Origin of the sequence: Pseudidiomarina aestuarii (genome assembly GCF_003987355.1) — a bacterium.
Classification (GTDB): domain Bacteria; phylum Pseudomonadota; class Gammaproteobacteria; order Enterobacterales; family Alteromonadaceae; genus Pseudidiomarina; species Pseudidiomarina aestuarii.
The window spans coordinates 46,419-63,054 of sequence record NZ_PIPR01000004.1 but is presented as its reverse complement, the minus strand read 5'-3'; the positions used below and the strand labels follow the sequence as shown (position 1 = coordinate 63,054).

The following is a 16,636-nucleotide window of genomic DNA, read 5'->3' as shown; positions in this document are numbered from 1 at the left end:
GCCAATTATCATTAATGATGCGCTAAAATACAATATTTATGCTTGTTTATTGAATTTATATTCATTAAAATCCACTCATATTGATTGATAAGGTGACGTGGTGACCAGTAGCAACCCACAGACAATTCCATGCGCAGTGTTCGGAGCCAGTGGCTATACCGGCATTGAATTGGTGTGGCTACTCCAACAGCATCCGCACTTTCACCTTGTTCACGCTTTTACATCCAGCGCGCGCACAGCAGAGTCAGCCGCAACTCTATATCCACAGTTACAGGGTCGGTTAGATTTAGTTCTGCAACCTTGGCACTCGGATCTGTTGGTTACCCTTGGTCAGCAGGTTCGAGTGGCTTTTTTAGCGCTCCCGCATGAGGCCAGCGCAGAAATTGCCCCGCAGTTGATTGAGCAAGGTATTACCGTGTTTGATTTATCAGGCGCGTTTAGGCTGCGCGATGAAACTCTGCACCAAGCAACTTATGGGTTCACGCGAGAACTTGCGGATACTCACTCCGTTCCATACGGCATAGCCGAATTTACTCAGCTAAAAGGTACCGAACCTCTGGTCGCAGTAGCCGGTTGTTATCCAACCGCAGCTGGACTTGGTTTGAAGCCGATCACGAAACTGTTACGAAAAGACTGCACACCATTTATTAGTGCAGTAAGTGGCGTTTCTGGAGCTGGACGGAAGGCTAATCTGACCACGCAATTTGCTGAGGTTAGTTTGCAAGCCTATGGCGTCACTACGCATCGTCATCAACCAGAAATTAGCCAATTTGTGGAACGTGATGTCGTGTTTGTTCCCCATCTGGGTAATTTCAAACGCGGTATTGTCGCGACTATCTATGCACAACTTGCCGACGATGCTTCGATTCAAGACGTCGAGTCAGCGTTTCTAGCAGCTTACGACTCACAGCCGCTTATCCGCATAGCGAAGCAGCCCCCAGCGCAGGCTCACATCGATCGCACGCCATTTGCCGATGTGTATTGGCAAGTACAGAACCATCACATTGTTATCTGTGTTGCCATTGATAATCTGCTCAAAGGCGCGGCATCTCAAGCGGTTCAACTTGCTAATCAATATTTTGGGCTCTGCACCGAAACTGGACTGATGCAGTCTTCGGGGGTGGTATGACAACGCCTCTGGTTATCAAACTTGGTGGACGTGCATTGCAAGATGCGACAGCGCTTGAGCATGTGCTCACCATATTGGTTCGTCTAGCGGCGATTCGCACGCTCGTCGTGGTTCATGGTGGCGGCGATCAGGTTCAAAAGCAGCTCGAACAGCTGGGTTTTCAGAGTGCCAAAGTAGCTGGTCAGCGCGTTACTTTGGAAAGCCACATGCCGATAGTGGCAGGTGTGCTTGCGGGCGATGTGAACTCTGCTTTGTGCGCGGTAGGGCAGAAGCTTGGATTAAATACCGTCGGCCTCACGCTATTTGCTGGTCACTCCATTCGTTGTTCGATCAATAGCGAGCTTGGTGCTGTTGGCAACCCCGAGCCGAACGATGCCACCCTATTGCAATTATTGCTCGACCAGAACTTCGTTCCGGTCATCAGTTCCATCGGTGTCAGCGTCGAAGGTCAACGCCTCAATGTAAACGCTGATCTAGCAGCCGCAGCCGTCGCACAATTGCTGCATGCCGATCTGATTTTACTGACCGACGTCCCCGGAATTCTTGACCAACAAGGACAACTCATCGACACCATTCGCGCCGATCAAGCCGAAGCCTTATTGGCCGATGGCACCATTCGTGACGGTATGGTGGTCAAACTCAATGCGGCGCTAGCCGCAGCTAAAGCCTCGCGACGAAGCATCGCGGTGGCCGGCTGGCAAGATGCCACAGCGCTAACCCGATTGGCAAAGGGTGAAGCAGCCGGAACCCGCATTCGCATCGACTAATGCCACTCATTAACTCTTGAATAAACCAATAGAAGTGAATCGAATACATGCATGATTTATTGCAACTGCGCGATTTAACCGCGCAACAAGCTGACGCATTACTGCAACTCAGCCATACCATCAAACAACGTCCAGCAGCGTGGAGCCAAGTTCTGCACGGCAAAAGTATTGCGCTCTTGTTTGAAAAGCCCTCATTACGCACGCGCGCCAGCTTTGCCGCTGGTATTAATCGCCTTGGCGGCCATAGTATTTATCTTGAAGCTGCGGGCCTTATGGGTGAACGCGAGCCGGCCAGCGATGTTGGCGCGAATTTGGCGCTGTGGCATGACGCTATTGTTGCGCGGGTCTATCAACAAACGACCTTGTCCGAGTTGGCCAAGGCTTCGCCTAAACCAGTGATTAATGCATTAAGCGACGAATGCCATCCCTGCCAAGCTCTCGCGGACTTACTCACATTGCAAGAACAGTGCGGTGATTTGAAGCAAACGCACCTGACTTGGATGGGCGATGGCAACAACGTTTGTCATGCCTTAATTGCTGGCGCTGCATTAACCGGGTTGTCACTGCAAATTGTGACTCCGGAAGGCTATGCGCCTGATGCGCAACGCATTACAGAGGCACAAAAGCTCGGTGCCAGCACCGGTGCGACGATTACAGTGACGCATGATTTAACGCAATTGAAAGAAACCGATGCTATTTATACAGATACATGGTTTTCGATGGGACAAAACCGAGATAACAACCAAGTCATGCACGACTTTGCACCTTATCAGGTCAACTCGGATTTAATGAAACGTTTGCGCGCAAAATTCTTTATGCATTGCTTGCCTGCGTACCGGGGTCGTGAAGTGACTGCCGAGGTGATCGATAGCGAGCAATCACTGGTTCTGCAGCAAGCCGAGAACCGTTTACATGCACAAAACGCCATATTAGTGACTTTATTTGAAGGATCTGCCACATGAATTCTAGTGTTAACAAAGTTGTTTTAGCCTACTCGGGCGGCTTGGATACCTCCGCTATTGTGCCTTGGCTGAAAGAAAATTATGACTGCGAAGTGGTCGCTTTTGTGGCGGATGTTGGCCAAGGTGATGAGGAACTAGAAGGCGTGGAGGCCAAAGCTATCGCGTCCGGAGCGAGTAGCTGTCATGTAGTGGATTTGAAAGAAAAGTTTGCTCGCGAGGTCATCTATCCAACGCTCAAAACTGGCGCCATCTATGAAGGTCAGTACTTGCTCGGTACAGCTTTAGCACGACCTATTATTGCCGAAGCTCAGGTCGCTATTGCTAAACAAGTGGGCGCTGATGCGCTGTGCCACGGCTGCACTGGTAAAGGCAACGACCAAGTTCGCTTCGAGTCGGCCTTTGCCGCCTTAGCACCTGAACTCAAAGTCATTGCACCGTGGCGTGAGTGGTCGATGCGCTCTCGTCCACAGTTGCTGGCATATTTAGCGGAACGGAATATCCCATGTAGTGCGTCGGCGACCAAAATCTATAGTCGTGACGCCAACCTCTGGCACATCTCAACCGAAGGTGGCGAGCTCGAAGATCCGTGGTGTGAGCCGAGCGAGCAAGTCTGGACCTGGACCGCTGCGCCGGAACAAGCACCCGACAAACCGCAATATATACAGTTGTCTTTCAACCAGGGCGAACTCTCACATATTGACGGTCAGGCATATAGTGCCGTTGACGCTATTCTGCACTTAAATAGTGTTGCTGGAGCGCACGGTGTAGGTCGTCTCGATATGGTCGAAAACCGTTTAGTGGGTATGAAGTCACGTGGCTGTTATGAAACTCCTGCAGGAGCTGTTCTGCGTGCCGCGTTGCTCGGATTGGAGTCGCTAGTTCTTGACCGCAGCGTGCTCGATTACCGTATTCGTTTGGGCAATGAATTCGCTCAACTCATGTATGACGGCCGCTGGTTTACTCCACTGCGCCACGCACTATTAGCCGCTGCCGAAACTATCGCCGAGCCATTAACTGGCGACGTTGTCGTGAAGCTCTACAAAGGCAACGTGACCGTGACTCAACGGCAGAGTCCAAATAGCCTGTATTCCAATGCGTTTGCTACCTTTGATGAAGACGAAGTCTATAATCAAAAGCATGCCGAAGGCTTTATTCGTCTCTATAGCCTGGCATCGCGTATACGGGCGCTACATGGCCAAGCCGAAGATGGGGATCAATCATCATGAGTTTGTGGGGTGGACGTTTCAGTGAGCCGAGTGCCGCTGAGTTCAAACAATTTAATGACTCACTAGCCTTTGACTATGTGCTAGCACCCTTTGATTTGCAGGCTTCACAGGCCTGGGCGCAAGCACTCCATGCTGCAGAATTGTTGACTGCCGATGAAAATGAGCAGTTACAAACGGCACTGCAAGACCTCGTCAAAGCGGTGACAAAAGACCCGCAGTTGCCTTTACAAACCGATGCCGAAGATATTCACAGCTGGGTGGAAGCCGAGCTTATTAATCGTATCGGTAGTACTGCGAAAAAGCTGCACACGGGTCGGAGTCGCAATGATTTAGTTGCAACCGACTTGCGATTGTTCTGCAAGCAGTTTGCGCAACAGCTCGTGAGTACCAACTTAGTCCTCATTCAAGCATTGCTGAACTTTGCGGAGCAATACAGCGATGCACTGTTGCCGGGCTATACGCATCTGCAACGAGCACAGCCTATTGTGGCTGGTCACTGGGCCATGGCTTACGTGCAAATGTTGCAGCGCGATGTTTCACGCCTTAAAGATGGCCTCAAACGCATGGACTTTTGTCCGCTGGGTAGTGGAGCACTTGCCGGCACCACAGCCCCTATTGATCGTAGTTTACTCGCGCAGGAGCTTGGTTTCCGTCAGGCTAATGAAAATAGTCTCGATGGTGTATCCGACCGTGACTTTGCACTGGATCTCTTGAACACTGCCAGTATCGGCATGATACACCTCTCACGCTTGGCTGAGGATGCCATCTTCTATTGCTCGGGTGAGTCAGGCTGCTTCAGCATGAGCGACAAAATTAGCAGTGGCTCCTCATTGATGCCACAGAAGAAAAACCCCGATTTGTTCGAGCTACTGCGTGGCAAAGCAGGTCGTGTTATCGGCCATCAAGTTGCGTTACAAACCACATTAAAAGGCTTGCCGCTCGCGTATAACAAAGACATGCAAGAGGACAAAGAAGGCCTATTTGCAGCGCTGCATACTTACTTGCAATGCCTACAAATGTGCACCTTTGCTATTCCGCATGTGCGCGTTAACGTTGAGCATGCTGAGCTTCAAGCAGCTCTCGGTTACAGCAACGCCACCGAGCTTGCCGATTATCTAGTGAGCAAAGGCGTACCCTTTCGAGATGCCCACCATTTGACCGGAAGCGCCGTGCAACTCGCACAGCAACACGGGGTCGCACTCGAGCAATTATCAGTTGAGCAGTTTAAGACCATTAGCGACTTAATCGAGGATGATGTCTACCCAATCCTCGACATTCGCTACGGATTGAATCAGCGCCGCGCCCTCGGTGGTACCGCGCCCAGTGCCGTCCGCCTAGCCATCAAACACGCCAGCGATTGGCTCCATGCCGCCGAAGCTGCGAGCAAACACGTGCGTCAAGCCCGCCTGAGCGATGTCGATAAAATCTGCGAACTGATCGCTTACTGGGCCGAACAGGGTGAGAACTTGCCACGTAGCAAAGCCGACATCATGCAAGCCATCCAGACTTTCGCTATTGCCGAGCTCAACGACGAAATTGTTGGCTGCGCTGCACTTTATGTGTACAGCACTGGCCTTGCCGAAATCCGCTCGCTAGGCCTCTTTCCCGTCGCTCAAGGTAAAGGACTTGGCGCCGAGCTCGTCGCCTTCCTGCTTTGGAAAGCTCGTGAACTGGGCATCACTCGCACCATCGTTCTCACGCGCGTTCCAGAGTTCTTCGGCAAGCTCAACTTCAAGCTGACCGTCAAAGAAAAGCTGCCGGAGAAAGTCATGAAGGATTGCGAGATCTGTCCGAAGAAACACGCCTGCGATGAAATCGCATTGGAGTACTTACTCTAGTAACGCTATTAGCTAGTAACTCTCGATTATCTATTCACAGTTCACTATTAACTGTAGGTTAGGTGTGTCGCGCATGGATGCGCGACGCAAGCCCCCATGGATGGGTTCGCGGCGTCCCTTGGTAAGCGAACACGATTTAAGCCGGAGCGGAGCAACAACCGGCCTCGCGCCCGGAGCGGGGCTAGTCTTCGTCGGGGATGGGGAGGCCGCGGCGCTCCAGTTCGGAGCGCACTTCAGCTGGAATTTTGTTGGGATTGTCTTTGCGAAGATCGTCGTCAGTAGGTAGCGGTTGGCCCGTAAAAGCATGTAAAAAGGCTTCGCACAGTAGTTCGCTGTTGGTGGCGTGGCGGAGGTTTTTGATTTGACGACGAGTTCGTTCGTCCGTCAGAACTTTCAGGACTCGCGTTGGAATCGATACCGTTATTTTTTTGACGTGTTCACTTTTATGACCGTGTTCCACGTATGGATAAATGTATTCGCCGTCCCACTTCATGCTCACCTCGTCGCATAACCCCAAGCTTTGTATTGAATTGTACTGCCCTCACCGCTACAGTCAACTTTTAGCTATCTATACGTCTTTTTGAGTAAAAACCAAGCAAGTCGCTTTATAGACTGGCATACCTTATCTATAATCAATGCTTTGCGCGCATGCATACAGGAGAACGCACACGCATCATGGTGGTTGGAACCAAGATTACAGAAGAACAGATACAAACCGTTGCAGACCAGGTACAAGTACACAAATTCGGTGGCAGCAGCCTTGCCGATGCCTATTGTTACCGCCGCGTCGCCCGCATCGTGACTGAGTACGCTGGAGCGAGCGACCTAGTGGTCGTCTCAGCCGCTGGCGATACGACCAACCGCATACTGGCCATTATTGATGCCAAGGAAGAGGCAGCGCATGACGAAGATAGCCTCGGCATCGCGCAAGTTCTACTGAACCAATTAAAAAAATATCAGCAAGGACTGATCAACGATCTTCTGTCCGGCAAGCATCAAGAACGCATTTTAGAGTTGTCTGAGCAAGATTTTGACCGTTGGCAGGGATGGCTCGATGGCGAAGAAGAAATCACTCGTCGCCCAGAACTGTTGTCCTACGGCGAGCTTTGGTCAGCGCGACTATTGTCTGCACTGCTGATTCAACAAGGCATTACTGCCGACTACATTGATGCGCGCACTTTTTTGGTTGCCGATGACGCACCTGAGCCATTTATTCGCGTTGAGCCTTCTCGTGAAGCACTCCTAGAGCGCATTGCTCCGCATCACGGCACTCGCTTTATCGTCACTGGCTTCATTTGCCGTGACCCTGAGGGCAATTCCCTTATTTTGGGTCGCAACGGCAGCGACTACTCCGCGACTTTGGTTGGTAGCCTTATTGATGCCAAACAAGTCACGATTTGGAAAGATGTCGCCGGTGTCTACTCAGCTGACCCCCGCAAGGTCGAGCGGGTTGTTAGCCTACCCATTTTAGATTGGCAAGAAGCCGAAGAGTTAGCGCGTTTGGGCAGTCCTGTATTGCATCCGCGCACCTTTCAACCCGTCAATCGTGAACGTATGGTCATTGCCGTTCGCTCCAGCTTAAAGGTTGAAAACCAGCAAACTCGTATCGGCCAATATGATGATACAGAGCCTCGCGGCAAAGTACTGACTGCACTGTCCGAAGTGGTTTTGTTCCGGGTTGATTTGAGTGATGCCAAGCTCGTACAACAGTTCGAAGATCTAGACCTGACACCGCTGATCAGCTGGAACGAAGTCAAACAACAACACGCTTATTATGCGTATCACCAGAACCATTTGGATTTCATGACGCATTGGCTTGAACAAGTTGATGTACACGACCACGTCACCCAAATGTCTGGCTACTCTATGATTGCGATGGTCGGTAATCGGATCCAGGAAACCGAAGAGTATCAAGTATTCAAGCGCGAATTGAGCGAGCAGAATTTACGCCGGTTGAGCTTTTCGCCAGACGCGAATGCCGTTATCGCCATTCTCGAGCAAAAACTCGACAACCGCTTGCTGAACCGAGTGCACAGTCAAATCTTTAACTATCGTCGCAGCCTTGGCGTACTGGTTGTCGGCCGTGGCAACATCGGTAGTGCTTGGTTGTCGCTGTATCGACGTTTACGCGAGCGTATTAATGAGCAAATGGATGTGCGGATTATCGGTATCGTCAACTCGACCCGTCTGTGGCTGGACTACAATGGCGTCGAGTTAACCGACTGGGAAGACAGCTTCGAGCAACTGGCGAAGCCTTATGAAATGAGTCAGTTGATCACAGAGCTACCCAATGCCCCGTATGATGAACTGGTGATGCTTGACCTCACTGACTCTATTGAAGTGGCGCAACAGTACCCCAGCTTCTTTGCGAACGGATTACACATTATTAGTGCCAACAAGCGCGCCGGCGCCTCTGGTGAGGCCCAGTATAATGAAATTCGTACGATTCAGCGCGAGTACAAACGTGAGTGGTACTACAACACCACCGTGGGGGCTGGCCTGCCACTGAATTATGCGCTCAATGATCTGCGCAATCAGGGCGATGAAATTCGGAGTATTTCTGGTATTTTCTCGGGCACTATGTCGTGGCTATTCGAAAACTTCAATGCTGATGTGAAGTTCAGTGACTTAGTTCGAGAGGCGAAGGTTCGCGGTCTAAGTGAACCCGATCCTCGAGAAGATTTAACTTGCCAAGATATTGTTCGAAAACTCCTGATTTTGGCTCGCGAAATCGGATTGAAACTCGACTGGCAAGATATTGATATCGATAGTTTGCTGCCAGAGCATCTCGAAGATATTTCGCTCGAAGAGTTTATGCAACGGTTGCCTGAGCTCGACGACTCCATGCAAGATCTTTACGCTGACGCTCAGAAAACCGGTAAAGTGCCACGCTTACTCGCAAGCTTTGCCCGTCAAGACGATGACTATGTGCGAGCGCGAGTCGGTATTGAGTACATTCCCGAGGGCGATATGCTTGCCAATTTAATACCGGGTGAGAATATCTTCGTTATTTACACCGATTGGTATTCAGAAATGCCGTTGGTTATCAGCGGACCCGGCGCCGGCAAAGAGGTCACTGCCGGCGGCGTGCAGTCTGATTTGAATCAGTTACTGAGTCGCCTCAGTAACCGAGCTGACGACTAACTTTCTCAGAAAATAGAGTCTTCATCGTCGAAAATATTCGACGATGAAGAACCTTCTTCCGCATATTCGGTGGGTGCAGTGCCCGGCAAAAAGTATTCAAACCCAGTGGTATAGTCGCTATTACGACTCAGTTTTCCGGTCGCCAAATCAATCCGTGCTGACACGAGGCCAGGTGGCACATCAAATGGCTCGGTTGAAACGTCCTGAACCGCTGTTTCCATAAACTCAATCCACATCGGCAAAGCGGTTTTCGCACCTGCCTCAACACCACTAATTTCTTGCTCAGAACTATCTAAATTTTCATTCATAGTGCTTGAGCCCAACGCGCGCTCAAGATTGTCGAAACCCACCCAGGCGGTCGTTACTAAACCACTGACATAGCCCGAGAACCAGGTGTCTTTAACGTCGTTGGTTGTACCCGTTTTACCCACAATATTGCGATCGGCTTTACGAACAATAGGTTGCGAGCGTTGAATGCGCCAAGCGGTACCATTCCAACCGGTTTTGTGCTGCCAACTTCCACCACCCCAAACTGCCGAGTTCATGGCTTGTGTAATCAAGAATGCGTTCTGCTCCGTGATCACTTGCGGAGCCTGAATTACTTCTCGCTCCGTTTCACACAACACACAAGCCACTGCAGGGCGAGCTTGGAAAATGGTTGTGTCACTGGCATCGGCAATTCGTTCAATAAAGTAAGGCGTGACCAAGAAGCCGCCATTCGCAAACACAGCGTAACCACGCGCAATCTCAAGCGGAGTCATCGACGCAGAGCCCAAACTCAACGATTCGTTGCGCGGTAACTCGTCAAAAGCAAAACCAAACCGCGTCAAATATTCAACCGTTGTATTTACACCCATGGAGCGCAGTAATCGAACCGACACCACGTTCTTTGATTTCGCTAAGGCTTCGCGAACTCGGATCGGTCCTTCGTATACATCCGGCGAGTTACGTGGGCGCCAGGCGATACCGCTACCTGGATTCCATTGGTTAATAGGTGCGTCGTTGACCAATGTTGCTAACGTAAATCCATTCTCTAATGCAGCCGAATAGATAAACGGCTTGATGTTAGACCCCGCTTGTCGCTCTGCTTGAGTCGCCCGATTGTATTGACTGATGCGGAAACTATAACCACCCACTGCGGCGGCAATGCCACCATCTTGAGGGCGCAAAGCAACAATAGCAGCGCCAGGCTCAGGCAACTGTGCCAAGCGCCAACCATTTTCAGTTAAACGGATCCGAATGAGATGTCCAGCTTTTAAGATTTCCGCTGCATTTTGTGGTGCAGCTCCCTGGCGTTCAGCATTCATGTAGGGACGTGCCCACTTCAGTCCATCCCACCTCAGGGTAACGGGCTCGCCACTGCCGCGCAGCACCATTGCTTGTTGGTCTTGTACACCCAGCACTACTGCAGGATAGGTCAAACCCAGTGCGTCAACGTCACGCAAATATTCGCGAATTTGCGTAGGCTGCCAAGCGTCCTCCTCCGCTTCCCACAATATCGCCTCAGGGCCACGATAACCGTGACGCTCGTCATAAGCGTGTAAATTGTTTTGCACCGCTAATTGTGCCGCGCGCTGCTGCTTTGCACTGGCCGTGGTGTAGACCTTAAAGCCACTGTTATACGCTAAATCCTCACCGTATCGCGTGACCATTTCGGCTCTCACCATTTCCGCGAGATAAGGCGCGCTCATCGTCACTTCTGGCCCGTGGAAACGGGTTTCAACCGGCTCTTTCACCGCGTTTTCATATTGATCACGAGTAATAACCTGTTCATCCAGCATCCGCCCCAACACCACTGCCCGACGCTCCCGGGCTCGTTCTGGGTTCGAAATGGGATTCATGGTTGAAGGGGCTTTTGGCAAACCTGCAATCATCGCCATTTGAGCAATCGTCAAGTCACCCACTTCTTTACCGTAGTAAACCTGCGCTGCGGCGCCGACACCATGTGCACGATGCCCAAACGTGATTTTATTTAAGTACAACTCCAGAATTTCATCCTTGCTGAGCTGACTCTCCATATGCAGGGAAATAAAGGCTTCTTTTATTTTTCGCGTCCATGTTTGTTCAAAGCTTAAATAGAAGTTACGCGCGAGCTGCTGCGTGATGGTACTCCCACCCCCCTGAATTTCACCGGTGACCATCAACTGGAAGAAGGCTCGAGCAACGCCAATCGGGTCAATACCAAAGTGATCGTAGAAGCGCGTATCTTCGGTCGCTAAAAAAGCTTCCTGCAAGGTTGCTGGAATTTCGTCCAAACGCAGAGGAATTCGCCGAATTTCACCGAATTGAGCGATGAGTTCGCCGTCAGAGGAATACACTTGCATAGGGGTTTGCAGACGTACTTCACGCAGCTCAGCGACACTTGGGAGGTCATCTTTCATGTACCAGTAGAGACCGCCGGTCATCAATGCGCCCAGCACGGTCAAGGCCGCAAATGTGATCAGAAACCACTTTAAAATCTTCAAAACTGCCCCTTACTGCTCTATTTTACTGCGAATTTTTTTGGCGAATTGAGCGTTGCCAATAGACTTAGACTATTATAGAAAGATTAAAAAATAACTATAAGTGTTATTTTTACCGTGCAAAGACCTTTGCACTATGCTTACCTTTAAGCGTAATATGATGTTCGGCATAGTACAATTTTAATAGAATGCCGAATTGAGAGTTTGGGAGAGCGCTATGGGGCTGTTTGGTCTGGGGAAGAAACCAGGTCTTGGCATCGACATCGCAACTGATGCAGTTAAGGCTGTGGAGTTGTTACCGCACGAAGATACCTATCAGGTCATCGGCGTCGCTGAGCATGCCTTGCCGAAAAGTGTGATCACCGAAGACGAAATTGTCGATATCGAGAAACTTGCCAAAATTGTGGTGCAAGCTCGGAAGAAGCTTTCGGGCAAGACCAAAGACGTCGTCTCAGCCGTGTCTGGTAACTTAGCGATATCGAAACAAATTGCCGTCAGCGCTGATTTAGACGATGAAGCTATTGCCGAAAAAATAGAGGCCGAGGCTGAAGCACTCATACCCTTCCCGCTGAACGAAGTGCGTTATGACTTCGAAAGTCTCGGTGATCATCCTACTATATTGGGCCAACAACGCGTGTTAGTCACCGCAACGCGAATGGTCTCTGTTGACACTCGAGTACAAGTTTTTGAAGACGCCGGTTTGAACGTCACTATTATGGACGTTGATAATCAGGCTATTCTGCGCGCCTGCAACTATTTACTGCCTCATCTACAACCAGAAGTGGCCAGTAGCAAGTTACCTATTTTGGTTCTTGATATCGGCATGCACACGACACAAACTATCGTGCTTAACCAGGGTGAAGTTTCGTTTAACCGTTTCCAAAGTGGCGGTATTGTAAGCATGTTAAGCTCACTCGACCAAAATGGTGCGGTCGAGCACGGTGAATTGCTCGCGAAATTACGGGCTAATGAACTCGAAGACTTATCCGATTTATTTATTCAAGATTACCTCGGGAATTTATGGTCGCAGACCAATCGCGGGGTACAGATGTACCAAAGCGGCGCCAGCGATAAGACCTTCGCAGCCTTAGTAGTCGTGAACATTGGCGCCATGATCCCGGTAGTGCTGGAATCGCTAAATCAGCAGGTCAGTTACCCCGTCATTGCGCTCAACCCGTTTGACCATTTCCCTCTGCCAGAAAAATTGCAGCATCTGCACGACCATGGCCCACGCTTTGTTGAAGCAGTGGGTCTCGCACTACGGAGCTTTACACCATGGCACACGTAAACCTCCTACCGTGGCGTGAAATTGCACGCCAGCGAGCCAAGAAAGAGTTTGGTATCCATGCAGGTATTGCGATTGTGGTTGCCAGTGTTGTAGTCGGTATCGCATTTCTTGTCATCGCCGACATGCAACAACGGCAACAGAGCAGAAATACCTTTCTCTTCGGCCAGATCCAAATTTTGGATGCGCAAATTGCGGAAATCCAAGATATCAATAAACAGAAAGATCAGATCATGAACCGCGTTCAGCTGATTAAATCGCTGCACGAAGACCGCAATACCGCCATCATGATTTTGAATGAGTTTTCAGAGCGCACGCCTGACGGTGTTTTCCTTACTGGAATAGAAAAGCGCGGACGCTCCTTAACCATCAGTGGGAATACAGTTTCCAATAATCGAGTGTCTGAGTTCTTACGCAACTTAAAAGAATCGCCTATTTTCGTAGACCCAGAAATTCGTCAGGTTGTCACTGACCGCACTGGCACTGTATCGGGCTCTGATTTTGCGGCCTTTAATTTGATCGTTCGAATTCGCTCCAATGACGCCAAAACTGAGGGAGCGCAGTTATGAATCAAAAAATGCCAAACCTCAAAGAATTAGATATCAATGACCTGCCTTATTGGCCCTGGCCATTCCGCTTGGCTGTGCTGGTGATTATTGGTATCGGCGTTATTGTCGGTGGCTATTATTTTGTCATCGCTGACAAATGGGCTGCGTATCAGAAAGACGAAGCTCGCGAAGTACAATTAAAAGAAGATTACCGTACTAAGTATCAAACCGCGGTGAATCTGCCTAAATATCAAGAGCAACTGCAAACTATGAATGCAGACCTCGAAACCTTATTGGCAATGCTACCGAATACAGATGAAACGCCTAAGTTATTGGACGATATCACCTTAGTAGGCACCAAGAGCGGACTGAGTTTTGACCGTATTGAGTGGTTGGCGCCCGTTGAGCGCGAGTTTTATACCGCGCTACCGATGCGTATTGAGCTCCGTGGTGAGTATCATCAAATTGGTGATTTCGTCGGCCAAGTTGCCGGCTTACACCGTATTATCAGCGTTAAAGATTTTACCTTGCGCCAGGATGATATTACCGATGCCTTGGTGCTGAATATCAATGCTGAAACCTATCAACAACAAACGTTGAGGGCCAAGCAATGAGACTAAAAACACTGCTTATTTTTTCAAGTTTGAGTGTTTTGACTGCTTGCAGTGGCGGCAGCCACAGTGACTTGGAAGCCTTTACCGAAGAAGTGCAGCGAATGCCAGCACCGCCTATCAAGCCAGCACCGGAACTACCGGAGTTAGCACGAGTGGCCTACACCGGCCGTGATGTTCGTGACCCCTTTGTTTCGGCGCCTGTGCAAGCTCGTGCGATAGACAATGTAGGTGGTGATTGTCCGCAACCCGATCTGAATCGTCGTCAAAGTGAGCTTGAGGGCGTGGCGCTCGATCAATTGACCTTATCAGGTACCCTCAAATCATCGAATAATTTATACAGTGCTTTACTTATTTCAAATACCGGTCGCCTCTATCGCGTTGAGCTGGGTGATTACGTTGGACTAAATCGCGGTGAAGTGATGCAAATTACGCCGCAACAAGTATTACTACGCGAGTGGATTTCGACAGGCGATGGCTGCTGGCAACGCCGTGATACCACTCTGCAATTGCTGAATTCGCAAGGGAGTTCCGACTCATGAAGCACCTCATCAAAATAATTGTTCTACTCGCTCTGTTGCCGTTGAGTGCAGGTGCCAATGAATTGCTTCGCGTGGAACAAATTCCACTCGGTTCCGAACGTTTTAATCTTGAGGCATTCTTTAGTGATCGCGTTGATTCGCCGATGGTACAGCGCAGTAAAGACCCGCTGACGCATGAATTCCTGCTCCTCGGCACCTCGACCGATTTACAACCAGGTCGTTTGAGTGTCGCCTCACACCCACTTCTCGAGAGTGTCGAGGTGGTTCAACAACGCAACGATTTATTACTGCGAGTCAATACCAAACAGCCGCTCGAGCATTTGATGAGTCGCTCGAAAGACGTCATGGTTTTAGTCTTTGTGGCTGCCAAAGATATTCCTGATAACAATGCCGCGCCAATGCGGCAAACTGCCATCGCTGAACCGGCTCGCGTCTCTGAACCTGCAGCACAAGCCGAAGTCCGCACTAGTGGTGCAGCGCGCTCCAATCAGCGTTCGGTCACCGATATTTACTTCACCCGTAAACATGGTGATGCGGGCGAACTTCATATTCTAGTGAACGAAGAGGTTGAGCACGAAGCTCGTGCATTCGGCAATAACCTAGATTTAGTTTTATTTGATACAGCACTTCCAGAAGAGTTGCTGTATGTGCTTGATGTCGGTCAATTTGCGACACCTGTAGCCGCCATTGAAACATTCCGGGACGGTCGTAACACCAGAATCTCAATTCGCGGTAAACAAGAATTCCGGCACCAGCTTGAGCAGATTGATGGTCGTCTGACCCTGACTTTGAACGCCGTTGGACAAGAGCTTGCCGAAGACTCGAGCTTCATTCAGAGCAGCCAGCCGATATCTTTGAACTTCCAAGATGTGCCTGTGCGTCAATTGTTGCAGATACTCGCTGAAGAGAATGATCTCAACTTAGTCGCGTCAGAATCAGTTAGCGGTAATATCACCCTGCGTCTTGAAAACGTTCCTTGGGAACGTGCGCTGGAGACCATTTTACGCGTCAACGGGCTTGATAAGCGCATCGACGGTAATATTCTGATAGTAGCACCTGCGGCAGAGTTGGCGCAGCGTGAACAACAGCAATTACAAGCAGCACAGGCACTTGCTGAGCTTGCGCCTTTGACCAGCGCATATATCCAGATCAATTACGCAAAAGCGAGCGAAATTGCTGCAATTTTACGGACTGAGAGTTCTGATTTACTCACCAATCGCGGTGCTGTGACTGTTGATGACCGCACGAATACGCTATTGGTTCGCGATACGCAGCCGCAAATTGATGCGGTTCGCAGCATGGTGAAGATTCTCGATATTCCTGTAAAGCAGGTCATTATTGAAGCTCGAATGGTTACCGTTCGTGACAATATTAGTGATGACTTGGGAATTCAGTGGGGCTTCAGTGAGCCTGAAGTGGATACCAGTCAAGCGCTACCATGGGGCACAGGAACGGATGTCACCAATAGTCTGAATGTAAACTTGCCGGTTTCAAACCCAGCAGCGACCTTCGGTTTCCAAGTCGCCAAACTAGCTGACGGTCGTATCTTAGACCTTGAGTTGTCAGCGTTAGAGCGCGAAAACAAGGGTGAGATTATCGCCAGCCCTCGTATTACAACGGCGAACCAAAAAACTGCAAATATCGAACAGGGTACAGAAATACCTTACGTCGAAAGTGCCTCGTCCGGTGCAACCTCGGTAAGCTTCAAAAAGGCCGTGCTTGGGCTTCAAGTTACGCCGCAGATTACCCCGGACAATCGAGTGATTCTAGACTTAACGATTACTCAAAATACACGTGGCGACACAGTCACGACTCCAACAGGTCCAGCAGTATCTATTGATACTCAGGCCATCACGACACAAGTGTTGGTCGAGAATGGCGAGACCATTGTCCTAGGCGGTATTTATCAACAACAGATTCTGAACGACATTACCAAGGTGCCACTGTTAGGTGACATTCCATACGTTGGTGTGTTGTTCCGTAACGAAAGTCAGATCAATGAGAAGCGTGAGCTACTGATTTTCGTAACGCCGAGAATTGTTAACGATATGCCGTAAGCCTTGCTTAAATGGTTGTGACTTGCGATAATCCGCCCTCTTTTTCGATTGGGTTAAGGATGGTC

The 16,636-nt window shown here is 49.9% G+C and carries 13 protein-coding genes; 11 read left to right on the top strand and 2 right to left on the bottom strand.

All coding sequences use genetic code 11. The annotated features are described in order from the left end of the window. Positions 1–100 precede the first annotated feature (100 nt). From argC to argH, 5 genes are read left to right on the top strand one after another with little or no spacing between them, the layout of a single operon-like run. The gene (gene argC, locus CWE22_RS11280) at positions 101–1,129 is read left to right on the top strand and encodes an N-acetyl-gamma-glutamyl-phosphate reductase (RefSeq protein WP_244596068.1); all 1,029 of its coding nucleotides are present in this window, start codon (positions 101–103) and stop codon (positions 1,127–1,129) included. Continuing rightward, positions 1,126–1,896, top strand: a complete 771-nt coding sequence (gene argB / locus CWE22_RS11275; protein WP_169931592.1) for an acetylglutamate kinase — start codon at positions 1,126–1,128, stop codon at positions 1,894–1,896. Before argC ends, argB begins: the two co-directional genes overlap by 4 nt. A 47-nt stretch (positions 1,897–1,943) precedes the next feature. Then, positions 1,944–2,858 carry an ornithine carbamoyltransferase gene (argF, locus tag CWE22_RS11270; RefSeq protein WP_169931591.1) on the top strand — a complete coding sequence of 305 codons (915 nt, stop codon included), beginning with the start codon at positions 1,944–1,946 and terminating at the stop codon, positions 2,856–2,858. Beyond that, the gene (locus CWE22_RS11265; protein ID WP_169931590.1) at positions 2,855–4,084 is read left to right on the top strand and encodes an argininosuccinate synthase; all 1,230 of its coding nucleotides are present in this window, start codon (positions 2,855–2,857) and stop codon (positions 4,082–4,084) included. Before argF ends, CWE22_RS11265 begins: the two co-directional genes overlap by 4 nt. Then, positions 4,081–5,922: an argininosuccinate lyase gene (gene argH / locus CWE22_RS11260; RefSeq protein ID WP_169931589.1), complete on the top strand. Its 1,842-nt coding sequence runs from the start codon at positions 4,081–4,083 to the stop codon at positions 5,920–5,922. Before CWE22_RS11265 ends, argH begins: the two co-directional genes overlap by 4 nt. A 181-nt stretch (positions 5,923–6,103) precedes the next feature. On the opposite strand, the gene metJ is transcribed toward argH, so the two are convergent. Then, positions 6,104–6,415 (bottom strand): met regulon transcriptional regulator MetJ, encoded by a 312-nt coding sequence (gene metJ, locus CWE22_RS11255; protein WP_169931588.1) that lies wholly within the window; start codon positions 6,413–6,415, stop codon positions 6,104–6,106. Positions 6,416–6,570: 155 nt separating this feature from the next. Between metJ and metL the strand changes: the two genes are divergently transcribed. Next, complete coding sequence (gene metL / locus CWE22_RS11250) at positions 6,571–9,066, top strand: bifunctional aspartate kinase/homoserine dehydrogenase II (RefSeq protein WP_244596067.1); 2,496 nt, start codon at positions 6,571–6,573, stop codon at positions 9,064–9,066. A gap of 5 nt (positions 9,067–9,071) precedes the next feature. On the opposite strand, the gene CWE22_RS11245 is transcribed toward metL, so the two are convergent. After that, on the bottom strand, positions 9,072–11,531 hold the full coding sequence (locus CWE22_RS11245) for a penicillin-binding protein 1A (protein ID WP_420821060.1): 2,460 nt from the start codon (positions 11,529–11,531) through the stop codon (positions 9,072–9,074). A gap of 214 nt (positions 11,532–11,745) precedes the next feature. Here CWE22_RS11245 and pilM point away from each other — a divergent pair, with 214 nt between their 5' ends. Genes pilM through CWE22_RS11220 form a run of 5 tightly spaced genes read left to right on the top strand, consistent with a single transcriptional unit; the run spans position 11,746 to position 16,571 of the window. Next, positions 11,746–12,816 (top strand): type IV pilus biogenesis protein PilM, encoded by a 1,071-nt coding sequence (pilM, locus tag CWE22_RS11240; protein WP_169931587.1) that lies wholly within the window; start codon positions 11,746–11,748, stop codon positions 12,814–12,816. Then, a complete protein-coding gene (locus tag CWE22_RS11235; protein ID WP_169931586.1) occupies positions 12,804–13,382 on the top strand; it encodes a PilN domain-containing protein in 579 nt (192 codons plus the stop codon). Before pilM ends, CWE22_RS11235 begins: the two co-directional genes overlap by 13 nt. After that, the gene (locus CWE22_RS11230) at positions 13,379–13,975 is read left to right on the top strand and encodes a type IV pilus inner membrane component PilO (RefSeq protein WP_169931585.1); all 597 of its coding nucleotides are present in this window, start codon (positions 13,379–13,381) and stop codon (positions 13,973–13,975) included. Before CWE22_RS11235 ends, CWE22_RS11230 begins: the two co-directional genes overlap by 4 nt. Next, entirely contained in the window at positions 13,972–14,514 is a 543-nt protein-coding gene (locus tag CWE22_RS11225; RefSeq protein ID WP_169931584.1) for a pilus assembly protein PilP, read from the top strand. Before CWE22_RS11230 ends, CWE22_RS11225 begins: the two co-directional genes overlap by 4 nt. After that, positions 14,511–16,571 (top strand): type IV pilus secretin PilQ, encoded by a 2,061-nt coding sequence (locus CWE22_RS11220; RefSeq protein WP_169931583.1) that lies wholly within the window; start codon positions 14,511–14,513, stop codon positions 16,569–16,571. Before CWE22_RS11225 ends, CWE22_RS11220 begins: the two co-directional genes overlap by 4 nt. The last annotated feature ends 65 nt before the right edge of the window (positions 16,572–16,636 follow it).